The organism is Streptomyces sp. NBC_00258 (assembly GCF_036182465.1).
Taxonomy (GTDB): domain Bacteria; phylum Actinomycetota; class Actinomycetes; order Streptomycetales; family Streptomycetaceae; genus Streptomyces.
This window is the reverse complement of the sequence record NZ_CP108081.1, coordinates 3,742,669-3,759,517: the sequence shown is the minus strand read 5'-3', so window position 1 is coordinate 3,759,517 and position 16,849 is coordinate 3,742,669. Positions and strand designations below refer to the sequence as shown.

12 protein-coding genes are annotated in these 16,849 nt (G+C 71.2%); 7 read left to right on the top strand and 5 right to left on the bottom strand.

The annotated features are described in order from the left end of the window. Window positions 1-49 precede the first annotated feature (49 nt). Window positions 50-4,138 carry a molybdopterin-dependent oxidoreductase gene (locus tag OG718_RS16720; RefSeq protein WP_443055343.1) on the bottom strand — a complete coding sequence of 1,363 codons (4,089 nt, stop codon included), beginning with the start codon at window positions 4,136-4,138 and terminating at the stop codon, window positions 50-52. 343 nt (window positions 4,139-4,481) lie between these two features. On the opposite strand from OG718_RS16720, the gene OG718_RS16715 reads away from it, so the two are divergent. The 4 genes from OG718_RS16715 to OG718_RS16700 all read left to right on the top strand — a co-directional run bounded on the left by OG718_RS16715 (window position 4,482) and on the right by OG718_RS16700 (window position 7,241). Next, complete coding sequence (locus tag OG718_RS16715) at window positions 4,482-4,871, top strand: cell division protein SepF (protein ID WP_055618766.1); 390 nt, start codon at window positions 4,482-4,484, stop codon at window positions 4,869-4,871. 188 nt (window positions 4,872-5,059) lie between these two features. Next, window positions 5,060-6,235, top strand: coding sequence for an ATP-binding protein (locus OG718_RS16710; protein WP_143638320.1), 1,176 nt, complete (start codon window positions 5,060-5,062; stop codon window positions 6,233-6,235). Beyond that, on the top strand, window positions 6,232-6,564 hold the full coding sequence (locus OG718_RS16705) for a nucleotide pyrophosphohydrolase (protein ID WP_143638322.1): 333 nt from the start codon (window positions 6,232-6,234) through the stop codon (window positions 6,562-6,564). The genes OG718_RS16710 and OG718_RS16705 overlap by 4 nt, the downstream gene beginning before the upstream one ends. Before the next feature lie 215 nt (window positions 6,565-6,779). Next, on the top strand, window positions 6,780-7,241 hold the full coding sequence (locus OG718_RS16700; protein ID WP_143638324.1) for a DUF6099 family protein: 462 nt from the start codon (window positions 6,780-6,782) through the stop codon (window positions 7,239-7,241). 154 nt (window positions 7,242-7,395) lie between these two features. On the opposite strand, the gene OG718_RS16695 is transcribed toward OG718_RS16700, so the two are convergent. Then, window positions 7,396-7,554 carry a hypothetical protein gene (locus tag OG718_RS16695; RefSeq protein ID WP_328844497.1) on the bottom strand — a complete coding sequence of 53 codons (159 nt, stop codon included), beginning with the start codon at window positions 7,552-7,554 and terminating at the stop codon, window positions 7,396-7,398. A 237-nt stretch (window positions 7,555-7,791) separates the two neighbouring features. Here OG718_RS16695 and OG718_RS16690 point away from each other — a divergent pair, with 237 nt between their 5' ends. Then, the gene (locus OG718_RS16690) at window positions 7,792-8,715 is read left to right on the top strand and encodes an LLM class F420-dependent oxidoreductase (RefSeq protein WP_143638326.1); all 924 of its coding nucleotides are present in this window, start codon (window positions 7,792-7,794) and stop codon (window positions 8,713-8,715) included. A gap of 196 nt (window positions 8,716-8,911) precedes the next feature. Here the strand turns inward: OG718_RS16690 and OG718_RS16685 are convergent, their stop codons facing one another. The 3 genes from OG718_RS16685 to OG718_RS16675 form a co-directional block, all read right to left on the bottom strand. Then, entirely contained in the window at window positions 8,912-9,565 is a 654-nt protein-coding gene (locus OG718_RS16685; RefSeq protein WP_143638328.1) for a response regulator, read from the bottom strand. A gap of 4 nt (window positions 9,566-9,569) precedes the next feature. Next, window positions 9,570-11,048, bottom strand: a complete 1,479-nt coding sequence (locus OG718_RS16680; RefSeq protein ID WP_328844496.1) for a sensor histidine kinase — start codon at window positions 11,046-11,048, stop codon at window positions 9,570-9,572. A gap of 86 nt (window positions 11,049-11,134) precedes the next feature. Further along, a complete protein-coding gene (locus OG718_RS16675; protein ID WP_328844495.1) occupies window positions 11,135-12,403 on the bottom strand; it encodes a hypothetical protein in 1,269 nt (422 codons plus the stop codon). A 341-nt stretch (window positions 12,404-12,744) separates the two neighbouring features. On the opposite strand from OG718_RS16675, the gene OG718_RS16670 reads away from it, so the two are divergent. Next, window positions 12,745-14,247 (top strand): 3' terminal RNA ribose 2'-O-methyltransferase Hen1, encoded by a 1,503-nt coding sequence (locus OG718_RS16670; protein ID WP_143638672.1) that lies wholly within the window; start codon window positions 12,745-12,747, stop codon window positions 14,245-14,247. Next, window positions 14,244-16,787, top strand: coding sequence for a polynucleotide kinase-phosphatase (locus OG718_RS16665; RefSeq protein ID WP_328844494.1), 2,544 nt, complete (start codon window positions 14,244-14,246; stop codon window positions 16,785-16,787). Before OG718_RS16670 ends, OG718_RS16665 begins: the two co-directional genes overlap by 4 nt. Window positions 16,788-16,849 lie beyond the last annotated feature (62 nt).

The window sequence follows — 16,849 nt, the reverse complement described above, 5'->3', positions numbered from 1 at the left end:
CCGCGGCGACCGAGGTGACCGCGGCCCGACTTCGGGGGCCCAAGGACTGTCAGTAGACGTCCCGGACGTACCGCTTGTCCGCCGCGAGTTGCTTCACGTACCCGGCGGCCTCGGTCTCGCTCAGGCCGCCGTGCGTGACGGCGATGTCCCGCAGGGCCCGGTCGACGTCCTTGGCCATACGGGAGGCGTCACCGCAGACGTAGAAGCGGGCGCCGCTCTGGAGCCAGGACCAGAGTTCCGGTCCGTGCTCGCGCATCCGGTCCTGGACGTAGACCTTGGCGCGCTGGTCGCGGGAGAACGCCGTGTCCAGACGGGTGAGGGTGCCGTCGTCGACGAAGGCCGTCAGCTCGTCCTCGTAGTAGAAGTCCGTGGCCCGGTGCTGCTCGCCGAAGAACAGCCAGTTGGGCGCCCGGTGCCCGAGGGCCCGCCGCTCCTGGAGGAAGCCGACGAACGGCGCGACTCCGGTGCCGGGCCCGACCATCACCATCGGAGTCGTCGGATCCGCCGGGGGCCTGAAATGGGGCGAGCGCTGCACGAACACCGGTACCGGCGTGTCCGGTTCGGCGTCTGCGAGGAAAGGCGAGCAGACACCGCCCCGGACCTGTCCGCCGAGGTTCTCGTACCGCACGACGGACACCGTCAGCGACACGAGGTGCGGGTCGACGAGCGGGCTGGAGGATATGGAGTACAGGCGCGGCTGGAGCCGTTTCAGAACCCCGGCCCACTCCTGGGCGCTCGCCCGTACGGGGTGCTCGGCGATGACGTCGACGGCCTGCCGTCCCCAACTCCACTTGGCCAGCCCGTCCTTGTTGTCCGGGCGCAGCAGCCTCTTCAACTCCCGGTTGTCACCGGTCCGTTCGGCCACGAAGCGCAGCAGGTCGGGGGTGATCCTGGTGATGTCGAGATGCCGTCCCAGTGCGTCGGCAAGAGAGGTGTGGCCGACTCCGTTCACGTCCACGGTGGTTGAGGCGTCCAGCCCGGACACCTCCAGCCATTCCGCCACCAGGGAAGGGGAGTTGACCGGCCGCACACCGAGCGCGTCCCCGGCCTCGTACGTCAACGGGGTCTCGCTGTCCCGCGTGTCGAAGGTGAACCCGCGGACCTCCTTGCCCGCACCGGGCAGGCTGAGCAGCCGGTTGCCGGTGAGCCGGGCGGTGACGGGGGCGGGCTTCCGCAACGCCGAAGGCGCACTCGGGGCCGGTGCGGGAGCGGATACCTGGCCCGGCACGGGAGCAAGCACGGGAGAGGGCGCCTGTCCCGCCCGGCCGGGCACGAGCGCGGTGAGCACCTGGTCGAGCCAGGCCTGCGCGGAGGGCTCGTAGTCCGGCTCGCAGTCCGTACGCGGAGCGAGCCGGACCCCTCCCAACTCGTCCAGCCGCCGGTCGAGCCGGCGGCCGTGCCCGCAGAAGTCGTCGTACGAGGAGTCGCCGAGGGCCAGTACGGCATAGCGCACGCCGTCCATGCGCGGCGACTCGGAAGTGGCCAGCGCCGACCAGAAACCGGAGCCGTTGTCGGGGGCTTCGCCGTCGCCGAACGTGCTCGTGATCAGCAGCAGATCCGCCCCCGGCGGCAGCGCACGAGGGTCGGCGTCGTCCATCCCGAGGAGCGTCGCCCGGTGCCCGGTCGCGGTGATCCGCTCGGCCGCCGCGACCGCGAACTCCTCGGCGTTGCCGGTCTGCGAGGCCCAGAGGACGACGACCTCGCGCAGGGGAGTGGCCGGGGCCCGAGGGGTCTGGGCCGCTCGCGAGTACATCCCGGCGAGGACGCCGTTCACCCACAGGGCGTGGTCCGGGCTGAACGGTGCGTCCGGCGGCAGCACGGGCACACCGGGGGCGCCCGCGGGAAGCCCGGCGAGGAATCCGGTGAGGTACTGGCGTTCCTGGGCGGTGAGGACGGGGGGAGGGGCGGGAGTGAGGCCGAGGGCGCCTGCAATCCCGGCGCCGACCGTCTCGGCTCCGGAAACTTCAGCCCTTCCGGCGTTTGAGGAGCGGGGGCCTGGGAGCAGCGCCCCCAGCGGGGCCCGGGGCAGCGCCCCGCTTTCGGGAAGGGGCGGGGTGGGGGAGGAAACCCTCACCACCGAAACCGCACACACCTTCAACTCCGGCTGAAACGACACAGGATCAACGGCGTCACTGGTGACGGCATTGACGCTCAGATACTCCCCGAACAGATCGTTCCAGTGGAACGGCGCGAACAGACACCCCGGCTGAACCCGGTCCGTCACCACCGCGGGCAGCACGGCCCGCCCCCGCCGCGAGGCGACCTCGACCCGGTCACCCCCGGCCACGCCGAGCGCCGCGGCGTCCTCCGGATGGACCTCCACGAACGGCCCGGGATCGAGCTTGTTGAGCTTGGCCACCCGCCCCGTCTTGGTCAGCGTGTGCCACTGATGCTGAAGCCGTCCGGTGTTCAGCACGAAGGGAAAGTCGTCGTCCGGCATCTCGGCGGCGGGCATGTGCGGCCGAGCATGGAACACGGCCCGCCCACTGGCCGTGGGAAAAACGGGGCCTCCGGAGTCGACGTACCGAATCGGATTCCGGTCGTCCCCGTCCTCCCGCGCCGCCGGCCACTGCACGGACGTCTCCCGCAGCCGCTCGTACGTCACACCCCGCAGATCCCACCCGGTCTTCGGGTTCCAGGCGCGTTTGATCTCCTCGAAGATCTCCTCCGCGCTCTCGTACGAGAACCCCTTCTCGTACCCCATCGCGCAGGCGACCCGCGCGATGAGCTGCCAGTCCGCGAGCGCCTCGCCGGGCGGCTCCACGGCGGCCCGGGCGAGCGTGAGGTTGCGCTCGCTGTTGATGAGGACGCCCTCGGTCTCCGTCCACATCGCGCCGGGGAGCACGACATCGGCGTACGCGTTGGTCTCGGTCTCGGCGAAGACGTCCTGTGTGACGACGAACTCGGCGGCCTCAAGACCCTCGATGACGGTCCGGCGGTTGGCCACCGAGGCCACGGGGTTGGTGCAGATGATCCAGCAGGCCTTGATCTCGCCGTCGGCCATCTTCTGGAACATCTCGACCGTGCCCTTGCCGACCCCGTCCTTGCGGAGGGTGTCGGGCGGCAGCTCCCACAGCTCCTCGACGAAGGCACGTTCGTCGTCGACGAGCACGGACCGCTGCCCCGGCAGACCGGGACCCATGTACCCCATCTCGCGGCCGCCCATGGCATTGGGCTGCCCGGTGAGCGAGAAGGGCCCGGACCCCGGGCGGCAGATCGCGCCGGTGGCGAGATGCAGGTTGACCAGGGCGTTCGTGTTCCAGGTACCGTGTGTGGACTGGTTGAGGCCCATGGTCCACAGGCTCATCCACTCGCCCGCTTCACCGATCAGCCGCGCGGCCGCACGGATGTCGTCCTCCGGGATACCGGTGATCTCGGCGACGGCGGCGGGCGGGTAGTCGGCGAGGAAGCCGGGCATGGCCTCCCAGCCCTCCGTGTGGGCCGCGATGAAGTCGGGATCCGTGTCCCCGTTCTCGTGGAGCAGGTACAGCAGCCCGTTCAGCAGAGCGAGATCCGTCCCCGGCTTGATCGGCAGGAACAGATCGGCCTTGTCCGCGGTGGCGGTGCGCCGTGGATCGACGACGATCACCTTCGCCCCCGCCGACCTCACCCGTTCCATCATCCGCAGGAACAGAATCGGGTGGCAGTCCGCCATGTTCGAGCCGATGACGAGGAAGGCGTCCGCCTTCTCGAAGTCCTGGTACGAGCCGGGCGGCCCGTCGGCCCCCAGCGACAGCTTGTAGCCGGCGCCCGCGCTCGCCATGCACAACCGCGAGTTCGACTCGATCTGGTTCGTCCGTACGAAGCCCTTGGCCAGCTTGTTCGCCAGGTACTGGGCCTCCAGGCTCATCTGCCCCGAGACGTAGAAGGCGAAGGCGTCGGGACCGTGCTCGTCGATGACCGCCCGCAGCCGCCGCGCGGTCTCGGCGATCGCCGCGTCGACGGGCGCCGGCACCGGCTCCGCCCCGCGGTCGTCCCGTACGAGGGCGGTGGACAGCCGTCCCGGCGCGGCGAGCATGTCGGCCGTGGTCGCGCCCTTCGTGCACAGCCGGCCGAAATTCGCGGGGTGCGCCTTGTCCCCGGACGCCTTCAGGACCGTACGCCGTCCGTCCGGGCCCATCCCGATGTCGAGGACCATGCCGCAGCCCACACCGCAGTACGAGCAGACCGTGCGCACCTGCGACGTGGGGGTGGTGGTGCTCACACGCTGCCCTTCTCCGGCCTCTCCGAGGGGAACCTCGGTCCATGAGCGTACGAATTGCCCGTTACGCCTGTGTCACATGGCGCGATCATGAGGAGTTACACGCGCCACACAGCCGCCGTCGGCGAGGTGTGAGGGGACCCGGAGGTGCGACAGGGGTGTGAGGGGACGCATAGGGGACCGGTCCGCCGCGGACCGTGTCGCATTGGGCCGAACGGGTGATCATGCGCAAGAATTGCCCGGTGCAGGCAATCAGTGCGAGTCAGGTCGGGGGGAACCGGTGAACAGCCACGACGTCACCGATGAACAGTGGGAAGGACTCGCCCAGGTCGTACCGCTGCGTGGTCGCGACGCCTGGCCCTCGGCAGTCGGCCACCGGGCGATACCGGAGGCGGAGACAGAGGCGCGACGCCGTTTCGTGGTGCTCCGGGTCAGCATCTTCGCGGACGCCCGTGAGGTGGCCGAGACCCTGATGGCCGGTATCCCGGTCCTCCTCGACCTCACCAGCGCCGAGACGGACGTAGCCAAGCGCGTACTCGACTTCAGTACGGGTGTCGTCTTCGGCCTCGCGAGCGGGATGCACCGGGTCGACCGGAACGTCTTCCTGCTCACACCGCCCGGAACCGAGGTGCGGGGGCTGATGGAGGGGGCGGGGATTCCCGGGGTGTGACGTGCAGGGGGTGACCCCCGGGGTCCGGCGCACAGAGTGTGACGTGCGGGGAGTGGTTCCGGGGGTGCGATTCCGCGGAGGCGATTCCTGACGGTCGAGGGTGTCAACCCTCGATCCGGTCCCCCGTTCGTAGGAACGTTTCGCGGACGAAACGGTTCCGCCTGGTCGCGGAGCCCTACCGTCCGGATATGACCGTGTCACCTCTCGGGTCCCGCGCGAAGGCCGAGGCACGTCCGGACCGGCCGAGCGTCGTCGAACTGCGGCTCACCGCGTTCGCCGCGCACCGCCGCGCCGGTTTCCCGCTCGGACCGCTCAGCCTCTTCGCCGGCCCCAGCGGCAGCGGCAAATCCAGTGCCCTGCGGGCGTACGAGGCACTCGCCCGGCTCGGCGGCGGCGCCGAACTGGACGAGGTGTTCCCGGACCCGGTCGCGTGCGTGCCCGAGCGGGCCCGCCCCGACGCCCAGCGGCGGCGCGGCTTCCGCATCGGCTGCACGGCGGACGGCCCCGAGGGTCCCGTACGGCTCGACGTCGCAGTGCAGGCCGAGCCCGAACTGCGCATCGTGGGCGAGCGGTTGACGGCCGGCGGGCTGACCCTGCTGGAGACCGCCCTGCGCGACCCGAGCCGACGTTCCGTGCAGGCGGCCTGGCACACCGCGGGCTCCTCCCCGGTGACCCGGGCGCCACTGCCCGACGACCGTCTCGGCACGCCGCTCCTGCCGCTCCGCGTCGCCGGAAAGACGGACGGCCAGCGCCAGGTCCTCGCCGCCGCCGAGCAGATGGTGGTGGCCCTGCGGTCGGTCTTCGCCTGCGATCCACTGCCCCGTTCGATGCGCACGGCGGTGCCGCTCGGCGCGGGACGGCTGCTGCGCGGCTGCGGCAACCTCGCCGAAGTGCTGTGGCGTACGAGGTCGGAGTGCGGGCGCCGGCACGGGCTGCTGGTCGACGCGGTGCGCGCGGGATGTGCGGGACCGGTCCGTGACCTGTTGGCCGAGCGGCAGCCCGGCAGGATCGACGGGATCGACGGGACGGTCCGGGCGCTGCTGGACCGGGGCGACGGGCTGCGCACACCGCTCGGGCGGCTGGGGGACGGGGAGTTGAGGTACCTAGCGCTGTCCCTGGTGCTGCTCACCGGGCCGGGCGTGCTGGAGGTCGACACGGCGGGAGAGGTGCCCGCGGCACTGCAGACGCTCACCGTCCTCGCCGACGGCTTCGACCGCGATCTGGACGTACGGCAGCGGGAGGGGCTCGTACGGCTGGCGGCGCGGATGTGTGAGCGCGGGCACATCCGGCTGGTGGGAGCCGTGAGCGACGCGTCCTGGGCGGCGGGGGTGGGCGGGGTGACGGTGGTAGACCTTGAACCGTGACCGAACTTGATGTGGCGATGTTGCAGCGCAGGCTGACCGAGTTCGCGGCGGCGCGGAACTGGCAGCAGTACCACACGCCCAAGAACCTCGTGGCCGCGCTCAGCGTGGAGGCGTCCGAACTCGTCGAGATCTTCCAGTGGTTGACGCCCGAGGAGTCGGCCCGGGTGATGGAGGACCCGGAGCGGGCTCCTCGTGTGACGGACGAAGTCGCCGACGTGCTCGCGTACTTGCTGCAGGTGTGCGAGGTGCTCGGCATCGATGTCCTTGAGGCGCTCGATGCGAAGATCGACCGGAATGAACGGAGGTTTCCGGTGGGGGAGGGGTCGTGACCGTCCGCTTGTTGCCCATGAGGCGCCCCCGGAAAGGGACTTGAAGACCCCGTTTGTCACTCTCCGGAGTCGTTGATCTGTCCACAATCAATTCCGTGTCCACAGATTTCAGGCTTCCTCTGGCTTTTCGTCCCGAAGCACTTCACTCTGGGTAGTGGACAGGCGGAGTTCGGGCAGGCGTGTGAAGAGCGCGTCGGGACAGACGGGGTCAGCGCATGGACGCGGTGCGGCTCATCGGCGCGAGCAGATGTGCCCTGATGGGGAGCGCGGACGCTCCCGGGATCATGGCGGAGGCCTGGCAGGCGCAGGCCCTCGCCCAGGCGATAGGCAGTCGGCTGGCGGTGTCGGGGCCGCCCGAATTACGGGGCGAGGCGCTGGGGTTGACCGAGTTGGCGGGGCGGGGGTGCGGGGTGCTGGACGCGCCGGTGCTCGACGTGGGAAGGCTGCGGGCCGCCCAGCTCACCGAGCTCGGCGATGCGCGCCTCGCTCTTCTCGACCTCGGCGGGCTGCTCGGCGAGGTCGGCATCGCCCTCGTCGGGATAGCCTGCGCGGCCAACGACGAGGGGACGTACTGGCAGTGCATGGAAGCGATCGACGCGGCGGACGAGTCCCGGGACCGGGTACTGGAGATGCTCCGAAGACTCGCGGCACGGGACCAGGGGGCGACGGCGGGGTAGGGGGTTTCTTCGCCCCCGCCGCCCCTGCCCATTCCCTTCACTCTGGGGGCTGACGCCCTGAAATTCAGCCCCTCCGGCGTTTGAGGAGCGGGGGTTCGGGGGCGGAGCCCCTGAGCAAGTGACGGGAATGGGCAGGGGCGGCGGGGGCGAAAGATCAGGTGCGGTCAGGCCCCTCGGCCGGGGCCGGGCGCTCGGCCGACTGCTGGAAATCCGCGTCGAGTTGCGACAGATCCGCGTTGAGCGCCGCCATCAGCTCCTCCATCTGCTGCAGCAAACCCTTCGGCTGCGACGAGGGAACGGCTTCCTGGGACATGACGGCCTCCTCGGCCTTCGCCCTCCCCCACGGGGAGAACCAGCAACGCACCGGCCGACCGCCGGCGACGGGTGCCGGGCGGTCCGGCTCCGCCCGAGCCAACGATCACCGCACAGACGGGTCACTGGCCCGGTCTCCCCGCAGGCACACGGTTGACGGATTTTCACCCGACCGGGGACGCGGAGGACCGGCGGGACCGATGGGGTTGACCGACGTTCGACCGTGCAGGATGGAGGCATGGATCTTCGAATCTTCACCGAGCCCCAGCAGGGCGCCACCTACGACACCCTTCTCGCTGTTGCCAAGGCCACCGAAGACCTCGGCTTCGACGCCTTCTTCCGCTCCGACCACTACCTCCGCATGGGTTCCGCGGACGGCCTCCCGGGCCCCACGGACGCCTGGATCACCCTCGCCGGACTGGCCCGCGAGACCAAGCGCATCCGCCTCGGCACGCTGATGACCGCCGGTACGTTCCGCCTGCCCGGCGTCCTGGCGATCCAGGTCGCCCAGGTCGACCAGATGTCCGGCGGCCGCGTCGAACTGGGCCTGGGCGCGGGCTGGTTCGAGGAGGAGCACAAGGCGTACGGCATCCCCTTCCCGAAGGAGAAGTTCGCCCGTCTCGAGGAGCAGCTGGCGATCGTCACCGGGCTGTGGGAGACGAAGGTCGGCGAGACCTTCAGCTTCGACGGCACCTACTACCAGCTCACCGACTCGCCCGCGCTGCCCAAGCCGGCACAGCCCAAGGTGCCGGTGCTCATCGGCGGCCACGGCGCCACCCGTACCCCGCGCCTCGCGGGCCGTTACGCCGACGAGTTCAACATGCCGTTCGCGTCGATCGAGGACAGTGAGCGCCAGTTCGGCCGGGTGCGGGCGGCGGCGGAGGCGATCGGCCGCAAGGGCACCGACCTCGTCTACTCCAACGCCCTCGTCGCCTGCGTCGGCAAGGACGACGCGGAGGTCGCCCGCCGCGCCGCCGCGATCGGCCGCGAGGTCGAGGAGCTGAAGGCGAACGGGCTGGCCGGCACCCCGGACGAGGTCGTCGAAAGGATCGGCCGGTACGCGGAGATCGGCTCCCAGCGGGTCTATCTCCAGATCCTCGACCTCGACGATCTGGACCACCTGGACCTGATCTCCTCCCAGGTGCAGTCCCAGTTGCAGTAGCAGGGCGGTCGCCGCGCCCCGGCGATCCACCGACCGGTGGTGACTGTTCCGGGATTCGTCCCGGTCCCTGGCCGACGGAAGCTCCTTGGCCGGGACCGGGACCGGGATTGGGGGACCGGGTCCCGGACGGAAGACCGGACCGAAGCCGCGAGCGTCAGCCGTACTCCCTGCCTCTGCTCCTGCCCTCGCCCCCGCGTCAGCGGTCGGTGAGCAACCCCGCGTCATGGGCCAGGACGGCCGCCTGGACGCGGTTGGCGCAGCCGGTGCGGGTCAGGATCCGGCTGATGTGGGCCTTGACCGTGCCGGCGCTCATGTACAGCTGGTCGGCGATCTCCGCGTTGGACAGGCCCGTGCCGAGCAGCCGCAGGACATCCCGTTCGGCCGGGGTCAGTTCCTCGGTCCTGCGCGAAGCGGCCTCGGTGTCACGGCCGGAGCGCACGTGCCGTTCGAGCAGTTGGCGTGTGATGCGGGGTGCCAGGACCGGTTCGCCCTTCGCGGCGAGCTGCACGGCGCGGATCAGTTCGGCGGGGCCCGTGTCCTTGAGGAGGAATCCGCTCGCCCCGGCCCGCAGGGCCCGCGTCACGCTCGCTTCCTCGCCGAACGCCGTCAGCATCACCACACAGGTACGGGGCGAGAGCCGGGTGATGTCCTCGGCGGCCGCGATACCGTCCCTGGTCGGCATCTGGATGTCGAGCAGGGCGACGTCGATGTCCTGGGCGCGGCAGGCCGCCGCGGCCTCCAGGCCGTCACCCGCTTCGGCCACGACCTCGATGTCGTCGGCGTTCTCCAGGATCAGCCGGATTCCGACACGCATCAGTGCTTCGTCGTCGGCGACCAGGACTCGGATCATCAGCTCATCCTAGGGCCGCCATCACCAGCAGGACGATCAGGAAGCCCGCCGTGGGCAGGACCACGAGCACCGCCGTGCAGCCGGCGCCGAGGGCACGCGGCCAGGTCAGGGTCTGGGCCGACAGCGGGGAGTTGGACCCCGGCTGCCAGGTGTCACCGGAAGGAGGGCCGGGCGCATGCGGAAGGGGGGCGGCGCCGGCCTCCGCGGGCGCGGACACAGGCCCGTTCGTCGTGTGGGACGGCAGCCATGCCGTCACGCGGAAGCCGCCGTCCGGCAGGGCACCCGCCCCGAAGGTGCCGCCGAGCAACGAGATCCGCTCCTGAAGTCCGGCCAGCCCGCTGCTCGTTCCCCCCTGGGAGTCGCCCGGCATGCGCGGCGCCCCGTTGGTGACGTACACCTCGATGCCCGCGTCGGTGCCTTTGACCTCCACCAGGGTGGGCGCGCCGGACGCGTGTTTCAGTACGTTCGTCAGCCCTTCGCGGACCACCCGGTGGATCGCCTGCCGGACACGGGCGCCCACCTCGACCGTGTCGGGAACCGACCAGACCAGCTCGACCGGGCCGCCACCCGTCTGCCGGGACTGGGCCACCAGAGCGGTGATGTCCTCGTACGTTCCCCGGTCGCCGCCGGTCTCGTCCGACAGGTCCGCGTGCCGCAGGACGCCGAGGATCTCGCGCAGCTCCTCCATGGCCGTCCCCGCGGTCGTGCGCAGCAGCTCGACCTGTCCGGCCAGGGGAGGGGCCTGGCGTGCGGCGGCGAGTTCCAGCGCCCCGGCGTGCACCGAGATCAGGCTCAGCCGGTGGCCGAGGAGGTCGTGCATCTCCCGCGCGATCCGGGTCCGTTCCTCCATCCGCGCCGCCGCGGCGGTCAGCGTACGGGTCTGTTCCAGATAGGCGTTGCGCTCCCGCAGCAGGTCGACCAGGGGCCGTCGCCGGCCCAGCATGGTGCCGGCCAGCGCGGGGAGCAGCAGGAGGAGTACGGCGGAGACGGCGTTATCCGCCAGCTTCAGCGGCAGGGTCTCCCACCGGAACAGGCCCCCGGCGACGGTCAGTCCGCCGAGCGCGGCGCAGGCCACCCCGACGACCCGCCACGCGCGCCGCGGCGGCGCGATACGACGGGTGGCGGACAGCACGATCAGCGGTATCACCGCCAGCACCCAAACGTTGGCACCCGCCAGCAGCGGAAAGGCGCCCAGGACCGCGGCGACCGGCCGGCCGCGCCGCGCGGCGACGAGCAGCGCCGCCCACAAGGCCTCCAGTACCGCGAGGACCGGCCGGTCCGGCGGTATCAGCAGCAACGGGATCAGTCCGAAGGCCGCCGCCAGGGCACACACCAGTCCCTCGGCGACGACCGTGCGACGTGGAGTGGCGCGTATCGCGGCCCGGCTCTCGGCCGCCTCGCGGCGCAGCCGCCGTACCGCACCGGTCGGCCGGCGCGTCGGCGGTCCGGGCGACTGCCGTTCCTCTTCCGTCACTTGACTCATGTTCGCCTCTGTCCCCGGTGCCACGGATCCGCCGGAAGGAACGGTATCCGCGGCGGACAGGGGCGCTGCCCGGCGGTCCCCCGGTGTCACGCGCCCGACCGCGGACCCAGCTCCGCCCGCAACGCGGCGGTGTCCACGCGCTCGGCGGCCAGCAGCCGTCCGACCGTCCGGCCCTCGTCCCCCGCCTCCGCGTCGACCGCGGGTGCTTCGAGCAGCGCGGCCAGCAGGTGGACCGTACCGACCGTGGGTGAACCCTGCTCGGCGGCGATGAGCTGCGCGGTCGACCTGGCCTGCTGGGCGGAGTCGGAGAGCTGCGTCTGGTCGAGGCCGCCGACCGGCGCGTCGATGGTCGCCGAACGGGCCAGGGACTCGTGCCGTACGCCGTGCCTGCGCAGGAGTTCGGCGGCCGTGCTCACGGATGCCAGATCCTCGGGCAGCGACCGTCCGGCGACGGCCAATGCCCGGTCCAGGGCCAGGATTCCCAGCAGGAGGTCCACGGGCTCCGTCCTGCCGCGCCCGTACCGTGCCACCTGCCGTGCGGCCTCGACGCTCACCGCGAACATCACCGGTGAGCCGTAGATGGACGACCCGGCGGTCCACGACGTGATCGCTCGGGACAGGCGGTTGCCGCTCCTGCCCAGCGTGCCGGCCCGGCGGAGGAGCAGGACGCCACGGGATTCCGGTCCCTCGGTCTCCGCCGAGGCCCTCGCGTCCAGTGCGTCGAGCGCCGTGGCCGCGGCGGCCAGGTCCAGCCTCTCCACGACCAGTGCTTCCCGGGCGCGGCTCGCAGGCAGGTGCAGCAGGGCCCGCGCCACGTGCCGGCAGCGCACCGCGACCGTCCCTTCGGCGCGGGCCGACCTGAGCGCGAGCAGCAGGCACATCCGTGTCGCGTCGGTCATCCCGGGCAGCGGCCGGTCGCTCTCGGCGGCCGGTTCCTTCGCCTTGCGCGAGCCACGCGATGCGCCGGTCTTGAGCCCGAGGCGCCACTGTGCCTCGCGCCAGGCGGCGGTGACCTCGGCCTCGTCCTCGTCGGTGGCGTCCACCGGAGTGCTGCCGTATCCGTCGTCGTTCGCCCAGGCCGCCCCACCGCTCCCGGCCCGCCCGGAGACCAGGCCGCTGAGCGAGCCGGCCTTTCGCATCCCGGGGGCGATCGCCGAACCGGCGTCCGTCTCACCCATCACGAGCGCGGACAGCAGGTTCTCGGTGCCCACGGCCGGCGACTCGAACTTGACCGCGTCGCGCAGTGCCTCCACGAGCAGTTCCATGACATCGAGCTCGAACTCCGTGGACGCACCGGCCAACGCGGCCCTGGTGGTGGCGTCGGTGGGTGCTCCGGTCGTCGGTCGCTGGTGCATCGGACGTTCCCCTCGGGCAGCTGTGGCCGGACATGACCGACGCTAGACGGACACCGCACCCCACAGCGTCGGCCGACCGGCCAAGCTCCCGGTCCGACCGGCCAAGCGTCCGGTCCGATCGGCCCGCACGCTGTCCGCGTACGGTCCGGAAGCCTTCCTCGTACGGCCCGGAAGCCGTCCGTGTGCAGCCCGGAAGCGGCTCGCCCGCAGTACGCGGAGGATGGAAAATGCCTGACTCCTCCGGAGAGGTTCGCTGTACGTTGTGCACGGTGCCGGACGGCGGCATCCCCGATTTCCGCAGTTCAGAAGCGGTTCTGAAAGACGTTTCGAGGCAGACCACCGTGTTCCTGACGATCAGTACCACCGGCACTCCAGAGCGCCCCGCGACCGACCTCGGCTTCCTGCTGCACAAGCATCCCGACAAGGCGCAGGCGTTCTCCACCTCCTACGGCAAGGCGCATGTCGTCTACCCCGAGGCGAGCGTGGAGCGCTGCACGGCGGCGCTGTTGCTGGAGGTCGACGCGGTGGCGCTGGTCCGGCGCGGCAAGGGAAAGGGCCGCGGCGGAGCCCCGGACGCCGCCCTCGCGCAGTACGTCAACGACCGGCCGTACGCCGCCTCGTCCCTGCTCGCCGTGGCACTGAGCAGTGTGTTCTCCAGCGCGATGAAGGGCACCTGCCAGGCGAAGCCCGACCTGCCCGCGCGCCCGCTGCCCCTGCGCGTCGAGGTGCCCGCACTGCCGGCCCGCGGCGGCGCCGACCTCGTACGGGCGCTGTTCGAGCCGCTCGGCTGGACGGTGGGTGCCGAACCCGTGGCGCTGGACACCGAGTTCCCCGAGTGGGGCGACTCGCGGTACGTGAGCCTCGTACTGGAAGGTGAGCAGCGGCTCGCCGACGCGCTGCGGCATCTGTACGTCCTGCTGCCGGTGCTCGACGACGCCAAGCACTACTGGGTGTCGTCCGACGAGGTCGACAAGCTGCTGCGGGCCGGGGAGGGCTGGCTGCCCGACCACCCGGAACAGAAGCTGATCACCAGCCGCTATCTGTCACGCCGTTGGTCGCTGACCCGGCAGGCCATGGAGCGCCTCGAACTCGTACGGCTCGCCGAGACCGACGACAGCGCGGTCGAGGAGATCGACAACGCCGTCGACGAGCAGACGGACACGGAGGAGAAGCCGGTACCGCTCGCGGTGCGGCGGCGCGATGCGATCGTCGCCGCGCTGAAGGCCACCGACGCCGCGCGGGTCCTCGATCTGGGCTGCGGGCAGGGCCAGTTGGTGCAGGAGCTGCTCAAGGACACGCGGTTCACCGAGATCGTCGGGGTCGACGTCTCGATGCGGGCGCTCACCATCGCCTCGCGGCGGCTCAAGCTGGAGCGGATGGGCGAGCGGCAGTCCGAGCGCGTCAAGCTCGTCCAGGGTTCGCTCGCCTACACCGACAAGCGGCTCAAGGGGTACGACGCCGCCGTGCTGAGCGAGGTCATCGAGCACCTCGACCTGCCGCGGCTGCCCGCCCTGGAGTACGCGGTGTTCGGTTCGGCGCGCCCCAGGACCGTGATCGTGACGACGCCGAACGTCGAGTACAACGTCCGCTGGGAGACCCTCCCCGCCGGCCACGTGCGGCACGGCGACCACCGCTTCGAGTGGACGCGCGAGGAGTTCCGCGGCTGGGCGGGGACTGTGGCCGAACGGCACGGATACGACGTGGAGTTCGTGGCGGTCGGGTCCGACGACCCCGAGGTGGGGCCACCGACCCAGATGGCTGTTTTCACCGTGACCACGCGGGACGCGAGGACCACCGGCGACGCGAAGACCACTCAGAACACGAAGGAGGAGAAGGCCGCATGACCAGTAACGAGACCAAGGTGCGCACCCTGCCCGTCACCGACCTGTCCCTCGTCGTGCTGATCGGCGCGTCCGGGTCGGGCAAGTCCACCTTCGCCCGCAGGCACTTCAAGCCGACCGAGGTGATCTCGTCGGACTTCTGCCGCGGCCTCGTCGCCGACGACGAGAACGACCAGAGCGCCAGCGGCGACGCCTTCGACGTCCTCCACTACATCGCGGGCAAGCGGCTCGCGGCGGGCCGGCGCACGGTCGTCGACGCGACCAACGTGCAGCAGGAGAGCCGTAAGCAGCTCATCGACCTCGCCAGGAAGCACGACGTGCTGCCCATCGCCGTCGTGCTCGACGTGCCCGAGGAGGTGTGCGCCGAGCGCAACGCCTCCCGCATCGACCGCGCCGACATGCCGCGCCGCGTCATCCAGCGCCACACCCGCGAACTCCGCCGCTCCCTAAGGCACTTGGAGCGTGAGGGGTTCAGGAAGGTGCACGTCCTTCGGGGCGTGGCGGAGATCGAGAGCGCCGAGGTCCGCACCGAGAAGCGGTACAACGACCTGACCCACCTCACCGGACCGTTCGACATCATCGGCGACATCCACGGCTGCGCCTCCGAACTGGAGTCGCTGCTCGGCAAGTTGGGCTACGCGGACGGCGTGCACCCCGAGGGCCGTACGGCCGTGTTCGTCGGCGACCTCGTCGACCGCGGCCCGGACACCCCGGGCGTCCTGCGCCGGGTGATGTCCATGGTCGGCTCGGGCGCGGCCCTGTGCGTACCGGGCAATCACGAGAACAAGTACGGCCGTCACCTCAAGGGCCGCAAGGTCCAGCACACCCACGGCCTCGCCGAGACCATCGAGCAGATGGAGGGCGAGAGCGACGAGTTCAAGCAGCGGGTACGGGAGTTCGTGGACGGGCTGATCAGCCACTACGTCCTCGACGGCGGCCGGCTCGTCGTCTGCCACGCCGGACTGCCCGAGAAGTACCACGGGCGTACGTCGGGCCGGGTCCGCTCGCACGCGCTGTACGGCGAAACCACCGGCGAGACCGACGAGTTCGGGCTGCCGGTGCGCTACCCGTGGGCCGAGGACTACCGGGGCCGGGCGGCCGTGGTCTACGGGCACACCCCCGTCCCGGAGGCCACCTGGCTGAACAACACCATCTGCCTGGACACCGGTGCCGTGTTCGGCGGCAAGCTCACCGCGCTGCGCTGGCCGGAGCGCGAACTCGTCGACGTACCGGCCGAGCGGGTCTGGTACGAGCCGGTCAAGCCGCTGGCCTCCGAGGCGCCCGGCGGACACGAGGGGCGGCCGCTGGACCTCGCGGACGTGCACGGCCGCCGGGTCGTCGAGACCCGGCACGCCGGACGTGTCTCCGTACGCGAGGAGAACGCGGCCGCGGCCCTGGAGGTCATGAGCCGCTTCGCCGTGGATCCGCGGCTGATGCCGTATCTGCCGCCGACGATGGCGCCCACCGCCACCTCCAAGGTGGACGGCTATCTGGAGCACCCGGTCGAGGCCTTCGCGCAGTACAAGGCCGACGGGGTCGCGCGGGTCGTGTGCGAGGAGAAGCACATGGGGTCGCGGGCGGTCGCGCTGGTGTGCCGTGACGAGGAGACCGCACGCGAGCGGTTCGGCGCGACCGGGGTGTCGGGCGCGCTCTACACCCGTACCGGGCGTCCCTTCTTCGACGACTCCGCCGTCACCGAGGAGGTCCTCGGCCGGGTACGGGCCGCCGTCACCGAGGCCGGGCTGTGGGAGGAGCTGGAGACGGACTGGGTGCTGCTCGACGCCGAGCTGCTGCCCTGGTCGCTCAAGGCTTCCGGGCTGCTGCGCTCGCAGTACGCCGCGGTGGGCGCGGCTGCCGGAGCCGTCTTCCCGGGAGCGGTGGCCGCCCTCGAAGGTGCCGCGGCGCGTGGTGTCGACGTACAGGACCTGCTGGCCAAGCAGCGGGAACGGGCCGTCGACGCCGCCTCCTTCACCGACGCGTACCGCCGCTACTGCTGGACCACGTCCGGTCTCGACGGTGTCCGCCTCGCTCCCTTCCAGATCCTCGCCGTACGGGGCCGGAGCCTCGCCGATCTGCCGCACGAGGAGCAGCTCGCGCTGATCGACCGGCTGGTGGCGGACGACCCGTCCGGCCTCCTCCAGACCACCCGGCGCCTCTTCGTCGACACGGGTGATCCCGAGTCGGTGCGGGCCGGTGTCGACTGGTGGCTGGAGATGACCGGCCGGGGTGGCGAGGGCATGGTCGTCAAGCCGGACCGGGCTGTGGTGCGCGGCGGGGACGGGCGGCTGGTCCAGCCCGGTATCAAGTGCCGCGGTCGCGAATACCTCCGGATCATCTACGGGCCCGAGTACACCCGTCCCGAGAACCTCGACCGTCTCCGAGGCCGCTTCCTCAACCACAAGCGGTCGCTGGCCCTGCGCGAGTACGCCCTGGGCCTGGAGGCCCTGGACCGGCTCGCGGAGGGGGAGCCGTTGTGGCGGGTGCATGAGGCGGTGTTCGGGGTGTTGGCGTTGGAGTCGGAGCCGGTGGATCCGCGGCTGTAGCCCTTTTTCTCCCAGACCCCCGCTGAAATTCAGCCCCTCCGGCGTTTGAGGAGCGGGGGTTC